The following is a 16114-nucleotide window of genomic DNA, read 5'->3' as shown; positions in this document are numbered from 1 at the left end:
GGATCGATCCGACGCTTCTGGTACGTTCCCGCGCCAGGAGACGAGGCCGATGGCGATCTTCGGAAACGACGGCGGCGCCGCGCCCGGCGTGGTGCGCCAGGGCAGGGAGGTCACCTACCCCGATTTCTCTTCGCCCACCGTGGATAAGGTCATGGTCGAAGAGCGCGCAGCCGGGCTCGGCAAAAGGAGCATCAAAGGCCCCGCCAAGGTCGCCGGCCTCAAGCTCGCCATCTCGATGATGGACCTCACCACCCTCGAGGGGAAAGACTCCCCGGGAAAAGTTGAGCAGCTCTGTCAGAAGGCGCTCCGGCCCCACGAGCGCGCGGACATCCCTTCCTGTGCGGCGGTGTGCGTCTATCCCAAGCTCGTCGCCGTGGCGAAGCGAGCGGTCTCGGGCTCGACCGTCAAGGTGGCCAGTGTGGCGACCGCCTTCCCGAGCGGCCTGTCCACGCTCGCCGTCAAGCTCGCCGACGTCCGCCAGGCGGTCGAGCTCGGCGCCGACGAGATCGACATGGTGATCGACCGCGGCGCGATGCTCTCCGGCGAGTACGGCGCGGTGTACGACGAGATCGCCGCGACCAAGCAGGCGTGCGGGCGCGCGCACCTCAAGGTGATCCTGGAGACGGGCGAGCTCGGGACCTACGACCGCGTCCGCAAGGCGAGCCGCATCGCGATGCTCGCGGGCGCCGACTTCATCAAGACCTCGACCGGGAAGATCACGCCGGCGGCGACGCCCCCGGTGACGCTGGTGATGCTGGAGGCGATCCGCGATCACGCGCAGGCGACCGGCCGGCGCGTCGGGATGAAGCCGGCCGGCGGGATCCGCACCGCGAAGCAGGCGCTCCACTACCTCGTGCTGGTCAAGGAGACCCTCGGCGACGCCTGGCTCACGAGCGACCTGTTCCGCTTCGGCGCGTCGACGCTCCTCAACGACGTACTCATGCAGCTCGAGAAGGAGCGGACGGGCGCCTACCAGAGCGGGGACCATTTCAGCAAGGACTGACCGCGCCGCGGCGCGGGGCCGCGTCGGTGTTCAACGCGCGGCGGCGGGCGTAGAGTGCGCGGCATGAGCGACAACAGCACCGCCGCGGCAGGCGGCGACGGGGGCTCGCCGCGAGACGTGCGAGACGCGAGCGCCGCGCGGGACGCGACCGCGGCGCGCGACGCGGCCGTCGTGTTCGGGGACGCCTGGCGCTACGCGCCGGCGCCCGAGGGGCGCGATCACGTGAAGATCGCGCCGCGGTACGACCTCTTCATCGGCGGCGCGTGGCGCGCCCCGGCCTCGGGCCGCTACCTCGACAGCATCAGCCCGTCGACCGAGGAGAAGCTCTGCGAGTTCGCCGAGGCCTCCGAGCAGGACGTCGATCTCGCCGTGCAGGCGGCGCGGGCCGCGTACGAGAAGCACTGGTCGCGCATGCGCCCGCTCGATCGAGGCAAGTACATCTACCGCATCGCCCGGGCACTCCAGGAGAAGGCGCGCGAGCTCGCCGTCGTCGAGTCGCTCGACGGGGGCAAGCCCATCAAGGAGTCCCGCGACGTCGATCTCCCGCTCGCGGCCGCGCACTTCTTCTACCACGCGGGCTGGGCGGACAAGCTCGAGCACGCCTTCCCGGGGCGCGACCCCCGGCCGCTCGGCGTCGCGGGCCAGGTGATCCCGTGGAACTTCCCGCTGCTCATGGCGGCGTGGAAGCTCGCCCCGGCGCTCGCGGCGGGCAACACGTGCGTCCTCAAGCCCGCCGAGACGACGCCGCTCACCGCGCTGCTCCTCGCGAAGATCATCGAGGAGGCGGACCTCCCGCCCGGCGTCGTCAACGTGGTCACGGGCGCCGGCGCGACGGGCGCCGCGGTCGTCGGCCACCCCGGCGTCGACAAGGTCGCGTTCACGGGGTCGACCGAGGTCGGCAAGCGCATCCAGCGCGCGCTCGCCGGCACCGGGAAGCGGCTCACCCTCGAGCTCGGCGGCAAGGCCGCGAACATCGTGTTCGAGGACGCGCCGCTCGATCAGGCCGTCGAGGGGATCATCGGCGGCATCTTCTTCAACCAGGGCCACGTCTGCTGCGCGGGCTCGCGCCTCCTCGTCGAGGAGAGCGTGCATGAAGCGCTCCTCTTCAAGCTGCGCGAGCGCATGGCCACCCTGCGCGTCGGCGATCCGCTCGACAAGAACACGGACGTGGGCGCCATCAACTCGAGGGCGCAGCTCGCGAAGATCGAGGAGCTCGTGGCGGCGGGGGAGCGCGAGGGGGCGGCGCGCTTCTCGGTGAGCTGCGCGCTCCCGCAGCGGGGCTACTGGTTCGCGCCGACGCTCTTCACGGGCGTCGCGCAGTCGCACCGGATCGCGCGCGAGGAGATCTTCGGCCCGGTGCTCTCGATCTTGACCTTCCGCACGCCCGAGGAGGCGATCGAGAAGGCGAACAACACGATGTACGGGCTGTCGGCGGGCGTCTGGACCGGCAAGGGATCGAAGAGCTTCTGGGTCGCGCAGCGCCTCCGCGCCGGCGTCGTCTGGGCGAACACCTTCAACAAGTTCGATCCCAGCGCGCCGTTCGGCGGCTACAAGGAGAGCGGCTTCGGCCGCGAGGGCGGACGCCAGGGGCTGCTCGCCTACCTGGAGGTGGACTGATGGCGCTCGGCGACCAGGACAGCGGCGGCGACGAGGGGTGCACGTCGATCGGCGATTGCGCCGGCGCGGCCGCGCTCGACGCTCCTTCGGGCGAGGCGCGCGCGCGGGTCGGCGTGCGCAAGGCGTACAAGATGTTCGTGGGCGGCGCGTTCGTGCGCTCGGAGTCCGGGAGGTACACGCAGGTGCGCGATCACGGAGGCGCGGGCGCGGTCGAGAACATCCCGCGCGCGTCGCGCAAGGACGGGCGCGACGCGGTGCTCGCGGCGGCCGGCGCGCTCGGCGGCTGGTCGGCGCGCGCCGCGTACAACCGCGGGCAGATCCTCTACCGCCTCGCCGAGATGCTCGAGGCGCGGCGCGCGGAGCTCGCGGCCTCGCTCGCGCGCGGCGGGCAGGGCGCCGGCGCCGCCGAGCGCGAGGTCCTTTCGGCGATCGATCGCGCGGTCGCCTACGCGGGCTGGGCCGACAAGTACCAGAGCCTCTTCGCGAGCCTGAACCCCGTGTCCGGCCCGCACTTCACCTTCACGGTGCCCGAGCCGATGGGGGTCGTCGTCATCGCGGCGCCGCCGCGGCCGGCGCTCCTCGGCCTCGCGGGCGCTCTCCTGCCGGTGATCACCGCCGGCAACACGTGCGTCGTGCTCGCGAGCGAGGCGGATCCGCGCACGGCGCTCGTCTTCGGCGAGGCGCTCGCCACGAGCGATCTCCCGGGCGGCGTCGTCAACATCCTCACCGGCCAGCTCACGGAGGTGCTGCCGCACCTCGCCGCGCACATGGACGTCGCCGCGCTCGATCTGCACGGCGTGGACGCGGCGCTGGCGAAGCGCCTCGAGGAGGCGGCCGCGGCCAGCGTCAAGCGGGTGCGCGCGCGCTCGCTCGGCGAGGCGGAGTGGTTCGACGACAGGGCCGCGACGTCCCCCCGCTGGATCGAGCGGTTCGTCGAGATGAAGACGATCTGGCACCCGGCCGGGCCGTGACGCGGGCGGCGCTCATCGACCGGGCGCCGTGAACGGCGCCCGGGGCGCTCATCGACCGAGCACCATCCCCGTCTGGAGCGTCCGCCCGGCGACGAGGTCTGCCGCCGCGAGCGGCTTCCGCCCCTCGGCCTGGGCCCGCATGATCTGGATCGCGCCCGCGCCGCACGCGACGATCACGACGCCGCGGCCGGCCATCACCACGGTCCCCGGCGGCGCTCCGGCCTGGTCGGCCTCGCTCTCGACGCGCGCGGCCAGCACCTTGAGCGGCTTGCCGTCGATCGTCGTGAAGGCGCCCGGCCACGAGGTCATCCCCCGGATGTGGTCGTGGATCTGCCGGGCGCTCCGCTCCCACCGGATGCGCCCGTCTTCCTTCTTCAGGAGCGCCGCGTGCGTCGCCGCCTCGTGGTCCTGCGGCGTCAGCGCGAGCGCGCCGTCCACCGCGCGGCGGAGGTCCTCGCGCACGACGCGCGCGGCGAGCGCCCCGAGATCGATCGCGAGCTCGTCGGCGGTCGTGTCCGGGCCGATCGGCGCCCGGTGCACCGCGTAGACGGGCCCCGTGTCCATGCCCTCGTCCATCTGCATCAGCGAGATGCCCGTCTCGGCCTCGCCCCCGACGATGGCCCACGTGATCGGCGCGGCGCCGCGGTAGCGCGGCAGGATCGACGCGTGGAGGTTCATGCAGCCGCGCCGCGGCGCCTCGAGCACCGCCTTCGGCAGGATGCGCCCGTAGGCGATCACCAGCGCGACGTCCGCTCGCGCGTCCGCGACCCACGCGGCGAACTCGGGCGTGCGGACCTTCTCGGGCTGCACGACGGGCAGGCCGAGCTCCAGCGCCTTCACCTTCACCGGCGGCGCCTTCAGCGCGAGCCCGCGGCCGGCCGGCCGATCCGGCTGACAGACGACGCCGACGACGTCCGCGATCGACGCGAGCGCCTCGAGCGACGGCACGGCGATGGCGGGGGTACCGAAGAACAGGGCGCGCACGCCCTGGCTTCTAGCAGGACCTGCGCCCCTCGTGCCGCCTTCTTCGCTCGCGGCGAGCGCCGCCGCGGCGGCCCGACCTCAGGGCCCGGACGCTGGCCGCCCGCCGCGCTCCTCGTCCTCCTCGCGCGCCGCCGCGCCGCGCGATGGGAGAGCCGAGCGCGGATCGGCGCAGCAGCGGAAGCCGGTCTCGTAGAACACGAACTTCGGCTCGTGCGCGTCGTTCGTCCCGCGGCAGCCCGTCCACGGCTTGGCCCAGAAGCCGCCCATGAGCGCGCCTGGCCACCGGCGGCCGCGGCGCGAGGCGACCCACTCTTCGACGTTGCCCATCATGTCGAAGATGCCGAAGGTCGAGGCGCACCCGGGATGGGAGCCGCTCGGCGCGCCTTGCCAGAGCCGCTCGACCTCGCGCTGCGCCACCTCGACGGAGGCGCCGAGCTTCCGCTCGTCGACCGGCCGCCAGGCCTTGCCGCTGTTGCAGACCGCCTTGTCCACGCGCCAGCCGTAGGCGAGGGGACGCCGCTCGGGGCCCTCGCACGCGAGCTCCCACTCCTGCTCGGCGCACACCCGCTTGCCGCGCGCGGCGCACCACGCGGTCGCCGTCTCGAACGACTGCATGACGAGGGGCTTCGCCCCGCGCTGGTTCGGCGCCTCGAACTGGTCCATGCACACGGAGATCTCGGTCGCCGGCCCCTCCTCGGCGGTGATGTCCTCCCAGTATGCGAAGCAGTGGGTCGCCTTGCCGCTCTTGGCCGGCTCCACGCAGACGTGCTGCACCTCGTCGCGGTGCGTGCCGGTGACGAGCCGCATGTCCGCCGGACACGCCGGGCTGGGCCCTGGATCGAGCGACGGCGCCGCCGGCAGGCCGAGCATCGCGATCGCGAGCGCGCCGAGGCCGAGCAGGGGATCGATCATCGTTCAGCGAGGGCCAGGGTGTCGCTCCGTGCCGGGCGCAGCCTCGGCCGCGCCGCGCCGCGCGGCAAGCGACGGCGCCGAGGATCCTGCGCCGCGTCGCGCGCGCGCCAGCCAGGGTGATGACGAGCGAGCGCTGCAGGTCGGAGCTGACCCGCAGCGTATCCTCATTCAAAAAAATGGCCAGGGCTGTGGCACGCGGCATGCGCCGTGTCTATGGTGAGTTCCCGTAGCCTCGCGGGCTGTCTTCCACCAAGAGCTGCCAGCAGGGCTCCGCGTTGCACCATCCGCATCCGTCTGGATGCAAGCCAAGATGACCGGGGCGCGCGGTGGCCGCGCGGCCCGGCTGCGTGTTGATGAAGGGGTTTACCTCCCCCGGTCGGGTGCCTAGAGGAGATCGCCATGTCCGAGAAAAAGAACCCGCCGATGCCGCCGCGCTCCGAGGAAGAGGTCGTCTTCGGCGACGAGCTGCCGGTTCTGCCGATCCGCAATGCGGTGCTGTTCCCGGGCGCCGTCGCGCCCTTCGATGTCGGCCGCGAGAAGTCGGTCGCGCTGGTGGAGGATGTCGACAACCTCCCCGGCCCGGTCATCGCGATCTTCGCCCAGCGCGATCCGTCGACCGACGATCCCGGGGCGGAGGACCTGTACCCCATGGGCTGCGCCGCGCGCGTGCTGAAGGCGCTGAAGCACAGCTCGGGCAACTACTCCTTGATCTTGCAGGGCCTCACGCGGATCAGGCTCGACAGCGTCACGGCCCACACGCCGTACCTGCGCGCCAAGATCCGCCGCATGGACGAGCCGGCGACGGAGGACGTCGAGGCGGAGGCGCTGGCGATGAGCCTGCGCGACATCGCGAAGCAGGTCATCCAGCTGATGCCGGAGCTCCCGCGCGAGGCGGGCTCGCTTATCGACTCCATCCAGGCGCCCGGCGCGCTCGCGGATCTCGTCGCGGCGAACCTCGACGCGCCGGTCGAGGAGAAGGCGCAGCTCATCGAGACGATCGACGTCAAGGAGCGCATCCGCAAGGTGCTGCGGCTGCTCACGCGGCAGCTCGAGATCCTGAAGATGCGCGAGCGCATCAACTCCCAGATCAAGGAGGAGATGGGCAAGAACCAGCGCGAGTACGTGCTGCGCCAGCAGCTCAAGGCCATCAAGGAGGAGCTGGGCGAGGACGACGGCGATCAGGGCGATCTCGACGGGCTCGAGGATCGCATCGCGAAGGCGAACCTGCCGACCGAGGCGGAGACCGTCGCGAAGAAGCAGCTGAAGCGGCTGCGCACGATGCAGGTCGGGTCGGCCGAGTACACCGTCGTGCGGACGTACCTCGACTGGATCCTCGACGTGCCCTGGACGCAGTCGACGCAGGACAACCTCGACATCGGCAGCGTCCGCAAGGTGCTCGACGAGGACCACTACGGCCTGGAGAAGGTCAAGAAGCGCATCCTCGAGTACCTGGCGGTCCGCAAGCTGAAGCAGGACAAGAAGGGGCCGATCCTCTGCCTGCTCGGGCCCCCCGGCGTCGGCAAGACGTCGCTCGGCCGGAGCATCGCGCGCGCCCTCGGCCGCAAGTTCCACCGGGTCTCGCTCGGCGGCGTGCACGACGAGGCGGCGATCCGCGGCCACCGGCGCACCTACGTCGGCGCGCTCCCTGGCCAGATCATCCAGGGCATGAAGAAGTCGGGGACGATCAACCCGGTCTTCATGATGGATGAGGTCGACAAGATCGGGCACGACTTCCGCGGCGACCCGTCGGCGGCGCTGCTCGAGGTGCTCGATCCGGAGCAGAACAACACGTTCGCGGATCACTACCTGGAGATCCCGTACGACCTGTCGCACGTGATGTTCGTCGCGACAGCGAACGTGGCGGATCCGATCCCGCCGCCCCTCCGCGACCGCATGGAGATCCTCGAGATCCCCGGCTACACGCGGAAGGAGAAGCTCGCGATCGCGCGGCAGCACCTGCTCCCGAAGCAGCTGTCGGAGCACGGGCTCACGACCGAGCAGCTGGAGGTCACGGACAAGGCGCTGGAGGAGATCATCGATCACTACACGCGCGAGGCCGGCGTCCGGTCGCTCGAGCGGCAGATCGCGGGCGTCATCCGCGGCGTGGCGGTGAAGGTCGCCGAGGGCGACACGCAGAAGCGGCGCGTCGACAACGAGGACGATCTGCACGAGTTCCTCGGCCCGGCGAAGTACACGAGCGAGGTCGCGGAGCGCACCGCCGAGAGCGGCGTCGCGACGGGCCTCGCGTGGACGAGCGTCGGCGGCGAGATCCTCTTCATCGAGGCGACGCGGATGTACGGCACGGGCAAGCTCCAGCTGACCGGCCAGCTCGGCGACGTGATGAAGGAATCGGCGCAGGCTGCGCTGTCGTTCGTGCGCAGCAACGCGTCGAGGTACAGCATCGCGAAGGACTTCCTCGAGAAGAGCGATCTGCACATCCACATCCCCGCCGGCGCGATGCCCAAGGACGGGCCGAGCGCGGGCGTGACGATGTTCACGGCGCTCGTCTCGCTCCTCACCGGGATCAAGGTCCGCCACGACGTCGCGATGACGGGCGAGATCACGCTCCGCGGTCGCGTGCTCCCGATCGGCGGCCTGAAGGAGAAGGTGCTGGCGGCGCACCGCGCCGGCATCAAGCGCATCATCGTACCCGAGCGCAACCGGGCGGATCTCGAGGAGGTCCCGAAGGAGGTCGTGGACGAGCTGCAGTTCTTCTTCGTCAGCCGGATGGAGCAGGTCCTGGAGGCCGCGCTCGAGCGGCTGCCCGAGCCCGCGCCCGCGGCCGAGGAGTCGAAGGACGGCGAGAAGAAGGAGCTCGAGAAGTCGGAGAAGAGCTCGATCGCCAGCAACTGACGAGCGTCGCCAGCGATCGCTGAGCGACCTGTCTCCGAGGCGCCGCGCGGCTTGAACGCGCGGCGCCTTTTTTCGTGCCTCTCTTCGTGCCTCTCTTCGTCAAGGCGCCCCGCGCGGCGGCGACGGACGCCTCTGCCTCTCGGCGAGCTTGGCGTGTTCGCTGGGCGCGTGGCAGCGACATCGCGTCGCCTGCGCAGCGCAGGCCGACCTGCGCTGCGGTGCTCGCGCCCGCGGCCGGCTTTCGCCTCGACGGATGTCAAGCGAATCGGTAGCCTCGAGATCGCATGAGGCCGTGTCCGAACTGCGCGTGGATGCTCAAGGAGACCGACGCTGCCTGCTCGATGTGCGGTACGAGCGTGGCGGGCGCAGCGCCTGGAGCCTCCGTTCCGGTCGCGCCTCCGCCGGTGCAGGCGGGGGCTGGCGCCTATGCCCCGCCTGGCCCGCCGGGCTATCCAGGGCAGCCGGCCGCCTCGGGTTATGGCGGCGCGGCGCCAGGCTACGCGGCGGGGGGCGCGCAGGGGGCCTATCCGCCTCCTCCTCAGGCGTACGGGGTGGGCGGGGGCGGGCTCTCGGTGCCGGCGTCACCGGGCGGAGGCGTGGCCTTCTCGGCGGCGGGCGGGGAAGCGAACTTCCCAGTCTCTCCCTGGGCCCGAGCGGCACCTTCTGCCGGGCTCACGTCGCAGCCGGCGTCTCCTCCGATGAACGCGCCGGGCGTCCCGCCGGTCCAGGCCCAGCCGGCGCTCGGGGTGCCGGGCCCGGGCATGGTGCCTGGCGCGTCGATGGGGGGCGCGATGGGACAGCAGCCCGTGGCGCCCGCGCCGGTCTTCGGCGTGCCCCCGCAGATGGTTGCGCCGCCGCCGATGGTCGTGCCGACGGGGGCGTCTGGGCTGGTCGCGCCGCCGATGGTGCAGGGGGGCGCGGTCGCGCCGCCGCCGATGGTGCAGGGGGGCGTGGTCGCGCCGCCGCCGATGGTGCAGGGGGGCGCGGTCGCGCCGCCGCCGATGGTGCAGGGCGGGGTGCCGCCGATGGTGCAGGGCGGGGTGCCGCCGATGGTGCAGGGCGGGGTGCCGGCGGTCGCTCAGGCCAGGGCGCCCGCGATCGTCGCGCCTCCGATCGTCCAGGGCGCGGTCTCGGGCGCGGTGCCGCAGGTGTCGGCGCAGCCGGCGCGCGTCCTCGTCGGCTTCATCGTGACGTTCCAGAACGATCCCGGAGGCAGCTTCTGGCCGATGTACAGCGGCCGGACGCAGGTGGGGCGCGCCGGGGCGGACGCTACGACGGAGATCGGGCTCGCGGATGCGAGCGCCTCTTCACGGCACGCGTCGATCCACGCGGACCCGACGACGGGCCAGGTCTTCATCGAGGACGACGGCTCGCGCAACGGCACCTTCGTCAACGAGCAGCGCCTCGGACAGGGCGAGCGCCGGCAGCTGCGCGACAACGACCGGCTGCGCCTCGGGAGCACGACGTTCGTGGTGAAGGTGCTGGTCGCCTGAGCGGAGAGCGAGGTTACTGACCGCCGGCGCCGCCCGAGCCGCCAGCCCCATCTGCGCCGCCAGCGCCGGCTGCGCCGCCACCGCCGGCTCCGCCCGCGGGCGCTGCGCATTTCGAGAAGCCATCCACGATGACGCACTCGAACCCATCCGCGCAATCATTGCCGCCCTTGATACAGGACTGACCATCGCCGCACCGCGCTGTGCAGAGCGTGCCGCCACAGTCGACGTCGGTCTCCGTGCCGTCCTTCACGCCATTGAAGCAGAGGGGGAGGGGCGCCGGGATCTCGCAGTTGAAATACTCCACCACCTCAGCCGAGGGCGCCGCGTCGGAGCCCGCTCCACCATCGCCCCCGCCGCCAGCACCCCCACCCTCCTCAGAACCAACGATAGGTGGGTAGTGGATGCTGAAGGAGATGAAACCATTGTATCCATCGAGATCATTGGGGTCTGCCTCCGGGGGGGGCTGTTTCCCTAGGCTCGTTTTGAGTATGGCCCTCGGAAGGAGCGTGTCGTAGCCGCCGCACTTCGCTTCGGCTTCGAGCCGGTTGAAGTGGTATTGCGTGCCTTCCGAGCAGCTCACGTCGAGCGTTGCACGGTCTTCCGGTGTGACGACGGTCACTGTACCGCCGTCCACGCCGGCAGACTCGTCGCCGCCCCCGCCTGTAGCGCTACCACCACCGGCATTTGCGTTCTCGCATTGTGCGATGGCGGTGGCGCCACCGGCGCCGCCACCACCACCACTACCACCAGCACCGGTGTCATTTCCGGGCTGGACGCATGGATTGATGGTCACCGAGTAGCTGAACTCCCCCGAGTACGTGAAGGAGCCGCATTCCTCTGCCCGGGCGTCGAGGCGCTTGAATGCGATGCTCTTCGGAGGGAATGCTGCGACGTCGAGCGGCGGGTCGAAGACGACCTGACCTCCCTCCGTGAGGAAACAGATGTCGAGGGTCTCGCGGGCAGCGAACTTGCCTTTGGGCCCGTTCCCCGCGCCAGGCGCACCGCACCGATTCACGACATCGGAATGAAAATCTGCGTAACAGTTGTTCGTGTCTTCGAGGAACGCGCAGACGTCATCGAATTCCTCTGCGCAGCCGGGCATGGAGACGGCTGCGGTCACGGCGAGGATCGGTGCGACGGCGGCGGCGAGCAAGACGTAACGGCGCATGGGCGCAGTCTACGCGTTCTCCCCGAGCGTGGGCCAGCTTCGCAGAGGTCCGCCGACGGCGCGCCGGCGGCGTGCGCCTCCGCCCCGCGCGCCGCCTGCTCCCCTCACAGCTCTGCGTAGGGCCCGGGGACGACGTACGCGTCGTCGTTGGCCGCGTACGTGAAGACCCCCCAGCAGACGAGCTTGTACTTGATGGCGAACGCCATCGCTTCCCTCAGGTTCGCCTTCGGCGCGAGCACGGCGAGGTTCGAGCGGCGGACGCCCCACCAGCCTGGCCCGTGCTGCAGCACGGCGTCGTGGAGATCCTGCGTCGCGTGCTTGGCGTCCTCGAGCACCGCAAGGCGCAGCCGGACGAACGACTTGTCGCGCGCGGGGAAGTCGAACCAGTACAGGTTCGACCTCGCCAGCTTCGGGGTGATGCTCCCGGCGCCCTGCGCCGCGAGGAAGCGGCTGAGATCCTCGGGCGAGAGCTTCTGGGTGACCGGGTGCGTGTCGACGCCGCTGCACGTCTCGGGGCCGATCTTGAACTCACCCAGCGCGAGCGGCGCGTCGGGGCCGTTCTCGGGAGTCAAGAGGTACCGATCGATCGCGGGCAGGTCGCCCGGGTACTCCACGCCGGCGTCGATGCCGCTGCACGCCGGGGCCCCCAGCGCAAGCGCGAAGGCCGCCGCGAGCGCGGGGCGCCGCGGCGCGCGCTGGCTCGGCGCCGGACGCTCGTGGCCCTGGCGCGTGCTGGTGGAGGGGGGGCTCGGCGCGCTCGCCGCCTGTGCTCCGGCGGGCTCGCCCTTGCGACTCGGTATGCTTTCGTTGGACATGGCTCTCTCGCGGCACGGGGGTGCCGCCTCGATCGGCGGGCGCAGCGCTGCCCGGGCCGGGCAATCATTCAATGCCGGACACCCCGAGGGCAAACTCCTCGGCGAACATTTGGCTGGCGTGCCCTCGCTGGCCTAGAGTTCCCCCGATGAGGCACCTCGGAATGCCGATGCTCGCGCACGTCCCCGCCTTCCGCGCCCGCCGTCCGCTCGCCGCCGGAGCGGGGCGCGCGGGCGTGGCCTGCGTCGCCGTGGCTGCGATCGCGCTGCTCGCCGGCTGCGGCGGCTCGCCCACCGCCCCCAAGCAGGACGACGTCTTCTACCTCCACGGCGCGGCCGGCACCCTGAGCAAGGACTCGAGCTTCGAGGTGTACTTCCCGCCGCTCGACGCGCCGGCGACGGACCGGGTGCCGCGCCGGATCGGCGTGGGCCTCATGAACGGCGACGTCCGCATGAGCCGCCCGATGGACTGGAACGTCGGCGGCGCCGACTACACGCCCGAGCACCGCTTCATCACGTACCAGTCGCCGCGGCAGTTCCTGTTCTCGATCTACGAGCGCATCGACAGCCCCGAGGATCCGTGGCCCGACGTGCTCAAGCGCTACGAGGCGGACCTCGAGGAGCAGGGCGCGGAGGTCCTCTCCGGCCGCGCGCCCGTGGCCACGGCGAACACGCAGGGGCGCAGCTACCTCGTCAAGGCGAAGATCCCGTCGAAGCCCGTCTCGGATGCCTTCGCCCACGAGATCCTGATCCGGAGCCCTCGCCGCATCCTGCTCGTGCAGATCGTGCACCACGAGAACGTCGACGCGAACGCCGACGAGATCACCGCCGCGCTGCAGAGCCTCACCGTTTACTGAGCGCAGGGCGGGCCAAGACGGGGCCACGGCGCGAGCGCCTCCCGGCGGCCCGCGGCGGCGGCGCTCGGCCCCGCTCACATCGGCGGGGGCTCGCCCCGATCGTCGTCGTCCTCGTCGTCGCCGCCCGCGAGGTGTTTGTCGTCGAGGGGGATCGTGATCACGAGCCGCTCCGCCGCAGATCCGCCGATCCACGCGGTGCGCTTGAGCGTCGCGGCGCGCGGCGAGCCGAGCTGGAACCGCGGCGCCTCCTCCGTGTCCACGTGGATCTCGAGCATCACGTCGTGGATGCCAGGCGTGAACGTCTCGATGACGCCGCGGACCAGATCCTGCCGCCGGCCCCCGGGCAAGAAGGAGAGGTACTCGTCGTAGCCCACCGGGCCGAGCACGACCTTGTAGCGGCCGGAGCCGTCGAACACATAGCGCCCCAGCGTCAGGCTCTCGCCCAGCTGATGGTTCATCACGCCGAGCTTGTTCCTGAACGGCTTCTCGATCTTCGTCCAGTGGCCGACGAACTGCTCGATCTTCACCCCGATGTTGCCGAGCATCTCGGACAGGACCGTCTCCAGGTTCCTCGCCGAGCGCGACTTCGAGGCGAGGACCGACGCGTAGCGGAGGAAGAAGAAGCGATCGAGCGGCGTCTCGTAGCCGCGGAAGCCGTCGACGCCGACCGCGCAGAGCATCCGGCGCGAGAAGGGATCGGCGCCCTGCTTGCGGTACGTGACGGGCAGGCGGTACTTGGTCCACGCGCGGTAGAGCAGCGACAGGAGCCGGTGATGGAAGACGTCGAGGAGCTCTCGGATCGGCTGCGGGCCGCCCTGGTAGTCGGCCTGCGCGATCTGCTCGATGAAGTACGCCGGCATCGGCGACACCGAGCCGTACAGGCTGAGGAACGTGGTGGAGACGCGGGCGCGCTCCACGCCGTCAGCCGACTTGACCGGCGCGAGCTCGCTCACGTCGCTCGAGGCGAAGATGAGCGACGGGTCGCCGCGCAGCCGGATGCGCTCGTCCTGCACCGGCCCGAGCTGGCCCACCGGCGGCGCGGCAGGGAAGAGCCGCTCGAGCAGGTAGATGAGGCGGTAGTACGAGAAGCGCGGCGCGGTATCCGCGAAGCGCCGGAGCGTCTCCAGCGCGACGGGGTCGGCGCTCGCGGCGCCTCTCGGCGCAGCCGGCCTCAGATCAGCGTCAGGCTGCCGCTCTTCGGGTCCCATTTGTGCACCACGCGTGTATTCGTGCCGGTGACCGTCAGCTGCGTGAACGAGTTCAGCGAGACGTAGGACCCGAGCATCTCGTTCAGGATGCTCGCGAACAGGTACATCTCTCCCTCGCCGACGAACCCGCCCTCGTCGAGCTCGACGTCGACCGCGACGCCGCGCACCGGCGCCCCCCGGTACAGCCGATCCGTCGGCCGCACCCGGATCGACTTGATCGCGGCCAGGCGGAGCTGGTTCGCGCGCGCCGCCTGACGATCGACGATCGCCTGGAAATTGTAGAGATCGACCGTCGCCCGGAGCACCTCGAGCTCGGTGATCGAGCGGTAGCTCATCGCCATGTGCGCCAGCACGCGCCACTGCAGCTCGCGCCCGAGCGGCGGCGGGAGCGGCGCGGTGACGCCGGTGAGGTTGGTGAAGCTCGCCACGGCGGGCGAGGTCGCCGTCGGCACCCGGAGATCGCCGAGCTTCAGCTGCGCCGGCAGGCGGCGGTTCGTGCTCGTCGCCTCGATGCTGATCACGTCGAACTCGGGGAGGGCCCCGGCGTCCTGCGGGGAGCCGAACGAGAGGTACATGTCGATGCCGTCGCCGATGGCGGCCGGGCGGAGGTGCGCCTGATAGAAGATCGTCCGCGCGGCGGCCTCGGGATCGAGCTCGTGCTGGAAGCTGAAGAACGAGGGGATCTCGACGCGCTGGCTCGTGCGCCGGGCGATGCCGACGACCTTGTCGATGCTGTGGATCTCGAACGCCGCGGGCGCCGCGCCCGCCGGGCGGCAGAGGTACTCGTGCTTCGTGGCCTCGGGCTTGATCGGATCGCTCGTGTGCTCGAACAGGTTCACGACGGGCGAGCAGAACAGCCGGAGGTTCTCCCTGCCGATCCGCGTCCCCGGCGGGAGCCCGTCCCTGAACTGCAGCAGGATCGCGAACCGGTCCGAGATCCGCTCCGCCGAGAGCGCCTGCAGGCCGGTCACGTCGAAGAACGCGAACTTCTGCGGGAGCGTGAAGAACTCCTGCAGGAGCCGGAACCCCGGGTAGACCGTCTTCGGGTACGGGATCAGCGACTCTTCATCGGAGAAGCCGGTGAGCCGCACGGAGCGCGCCGGGAGCGACGCGATCGTCGTGTCGCGCCCCGCGGCGTCCACCGCGGCCAGCGCGACGGTGTCGACGTGCGCCCCGACCCAGAGGCGGAGGTCGTCCTGCAGCCTGCGCTCACCGTGGATGTAGAAGCGCAGCGAGGAGAGCGACAGGCCCGACAGCGCGGCTCCGCCGGTCAGACGGAGCTCGATGCGGAGCGTCTGCGCGAGCTGCGCGCCCGTGTCGACGCGCACGTCCTCCACCGCGAGCGGGACGAGCTCGACGTCCTGGGTCGTGCGGAACCGGCACGAGACGCCGTCGACCGGCACCGATCCGACCTCCGCGTGCCGAGCGACGACGAGCTTCTCGCGCACCACGTTCGGGAGCGGCGTGAACTCGATGATGGATGTCGCCGGGATCTGGCGGAGGTAGTGCGGAAAGAGCAGCGATGCGACCGAGTGGATCACCTCGGGGAGCTCGTCGTCGAGCTTCTGGCGGATCTTGCCCGTCAGGAACGCGACGCCTTCGAGCAGGCGCTCGACGTCGGGGTCCCCGCCTTTCTCCGCGAGCATGGGCGCGATCCCGGGGTAGGCGGCGGCGAACTCGCGCCCCAGATCCCGCAGGTAGGTGAGCTCGTCCTGGTAGTACTTGTTGAACATCCTCTCGCCACCGCCAGTCGACCGCCGGGGCCGAAGGCTGTCAACCGCCGTGAGCCAGGCTGCCGGGCGGGGGCTACATCACCCGGACGTTGCCGCTCTGGTCCACCGCAGCGCCGAGCCGGAGCGCTTGCCGCCGGCCATCGGGAAAGTGGATCTGCGCGGTGATCTCGAACTCGAGGACCATCGACTGGATCGCGTCCGTGCGCAGGTGCCGGACCTGCACGTTCTTCAGCCGCGGCTCGTAGGTCTGGATGCAGTTCTTGAGCGATCGCTGCACCAGGCCGATCGCCTCGGGGAACTCATGCAGCACCTCCGAGACCTCCATCAGGCCGTAGTCCGGGCAGGTCAGCGAGCTCCCCTGGCGGGTGTTCAGCATGTGCCCGAGGTGCGTCAGGATGGCCGACTCGAGGTCGTGATCCCGGTAGGTGTGCCGCTCCGTCGAGTGCGGGTCGGCCGCGTGCGCGATTCGGGTGAGGAGGGAGGCACCGGCCACGGCGGGATCG

Annotated in this window: 13 protein-coding genes; 6 read left to right on the top strand and 7 right to left on the bottom strand. The window is 71.1% G+C overall.

Annotation, left to right across the window (positions count from 1 at the left end; genetic code table 11):
• Positions 1-49 precede the first annotated feature (49 nt).
• The 3 genes from deoC (at position 50) to WMF29_RS26955 (ending at position 3591) form a co-directional block, all read left to right on the top strand.
• Positions 50-1003 (top strand): deoxyribose-phosphate aldolase, encoded by a 954-nt coding sequence (gene deoC / locus WMF29_RS26965; RefSeq protein WP_437323010.1) that lies wholly within the window; start codon positions 50-52, stop codon positions 1001-1003.
• 63 nt (positions 1004-1066) lie between these two features.
• Positions 1067-2620 carry an aldehyde dehydrogenase family protein gene (locus WMF29_RS26960; RefSeq protein WP_437323009.1) on the top strand — a complete coding sequence of 518 codons (1554 nt, stop codon included), beginning with the start codon at positions 1067-1069 and terminating at the stop codon, positions 2618-2620.
• Positions 2621-2751: 131 nt separating this feature from the next.
• Entirely contained in the window at positions 2752-3591 is an 840-nt protein-coding gene (locus WMF29_RS26955; RefSeq protein ID WP_437331172.1) for an aldehyde dehydrogenase family protein, read from the top strand.
• A 48-nt stretch (positions 3592-3639) separates the two neighbouring features.
• Here the strand turns inward: WMF29_RS26955 and fmt are convergent, their stop codons facing one another.
• Entirely contained in the window at positions 3640-4575 is a 936-nt protein-coding gene (gene fmt / locus WMF29_RS26950) for a methionyl-tRNA formyltransferase (protein ID WP_437323008.1), read from the bottom strand.
• Between the two features lie 78 nt (positions 4576-4653).
• The gene (locus WMF29_RS26945; protein ID WP_437323007.1) at positions 4654-5487 is read right to left on the bottom strand and encodes a formylglycine-generating enzyme family protein; all 834 of its coding nucleotides are present in this window, start codon (positions 5485-5487) and stop codon (positions 4654-4656) included.
• A 399-nt stretch (positions 5488-5886) separates the two neighbouring features.
• Here WMF29_RS26945 and lon point away from each other — a divergent pair, with 399 nt between their 5' ends.
• Together lon and WMF29_RS26935 are read left to right on the top strand one after the other, a co-directional pair.
• A complete protein-coding gene (gene lon / locus WMF29_RS26940; RefSeq protein ID WP_437323006.1) occupies positions 5887-8340 on the top strand; it encodes an endopeptidase La in 2454 nt (817 codons plus the stop codon).
• A 284-nt stretch (positions 8341-8624) separates the two neighbouring features.
• Positions 8625-9833 (top strand): FHA domain-containing protein, encoded by a 1209-nt coding sequence (locus WMF29_RS26935; RefSeq protein ID WP_437323005.1) that lies wholly within the window; start codon positions 8625-8627, stop codon positions 9831-9833.
• Between the two features lie 13 nt (positions 9834-9846).
• Here WMF29_RS26935 and WMF29_RS26930 read toward each other — a convergent pair whose 3' ends face one another.
• Positions 9847-11001, bottom strand: a complete 1155-nt coding sequence (locus WMF29_RS26930) for a hypothetical protein (RefSeq protein WP_437323004.1) — start codon at positions 10999-11001, stop codon at positions 9847-9849.
• A gap of 104 nt (positions 11002-11105) precedes the next feature.
• The gene (locus WMF29_RS26925; RefSeq protein WP_437323003.1) at positions 11106-11816 is read right to left on the bottom strand and encodes a hypothetical protein; all 711 of its coding nucleotides are present in this window, start codon (positions 11814-11816) and stop codon (positions 11106-11108) included.
• A gap of 146 nt (positions 11817-11962) precedes the next feature.
• On the opposite strand from WMF29_RS26925, the gene WMF29_RS26920 reads away from it, so the two are divergent.
• Complete coding sequence (locus WMF29_RS26920; protein WP_437323002.1) at positions 11963-12670, top strand: hypothetical protein; 708 nt, start codon at positions 11963-11965, stop codon at positions 12668-12670.
• Between the two features lie 74 nt (positions 12671-12744).
• Here the strand turns inward: WMF29_RS26920 and tssG are convergent, their stop codons facing one another.
• From tssG to tssE, 3 genes are all read right to left on the bottom strand, one after another.
• Complete coding sequence (gene tssG, locus WMF29_RS26915; protein ID WP_437323001.1) at positions 12745-13878, bottom strand: type VI secretion system baseplate subunit TssG; 1134 nt, start codon at positions 13876-13878, stop codon at positions 12745-12747.
• A complete protein-coding gene (gene tssF / locus WMF29_RS26910; protein WP_437323000.1) occupies positions 13842-15611 on the bottom strand; it encodes a type VI secretion system baseplate subunit TssF in 1770 nt (589 codons plus the stop codon). The genes tssG and tssF overlap by 37 nt, the downstream gene beginning before the upstream one ends.
• Before the next feature lie 73 nt (positions 15612-15684).
• Complete coding sequence (gene tssE, locus WMF29_RS26905; RefSeq protein WP_437322999.1) at positions 15685-16104, bottom strand: type VI secretion system baseplate subunit TssE; 420 nt, start codon at positions 16102-16104, stop codon at positions 15685-15687.
• Positions 16105-16114 lie beyond the last annotated feature (10 nt).

The sequence above is a fragment of the Sorangium sp. So ce381 genome (genome assembly GCF_051473845.1).
GTDB classification, from domain to species: Bacteria; Myxococcota_A; Polyangia; order Polyangiales; family Polyangiaceae; genus Sorangium; species Sorangium atrum.
The sequence above is the reverse complement of the archived record's forward strand: the minus strand, read 5'-3'. Positions and strand labels throughout refer to the sequence as shown.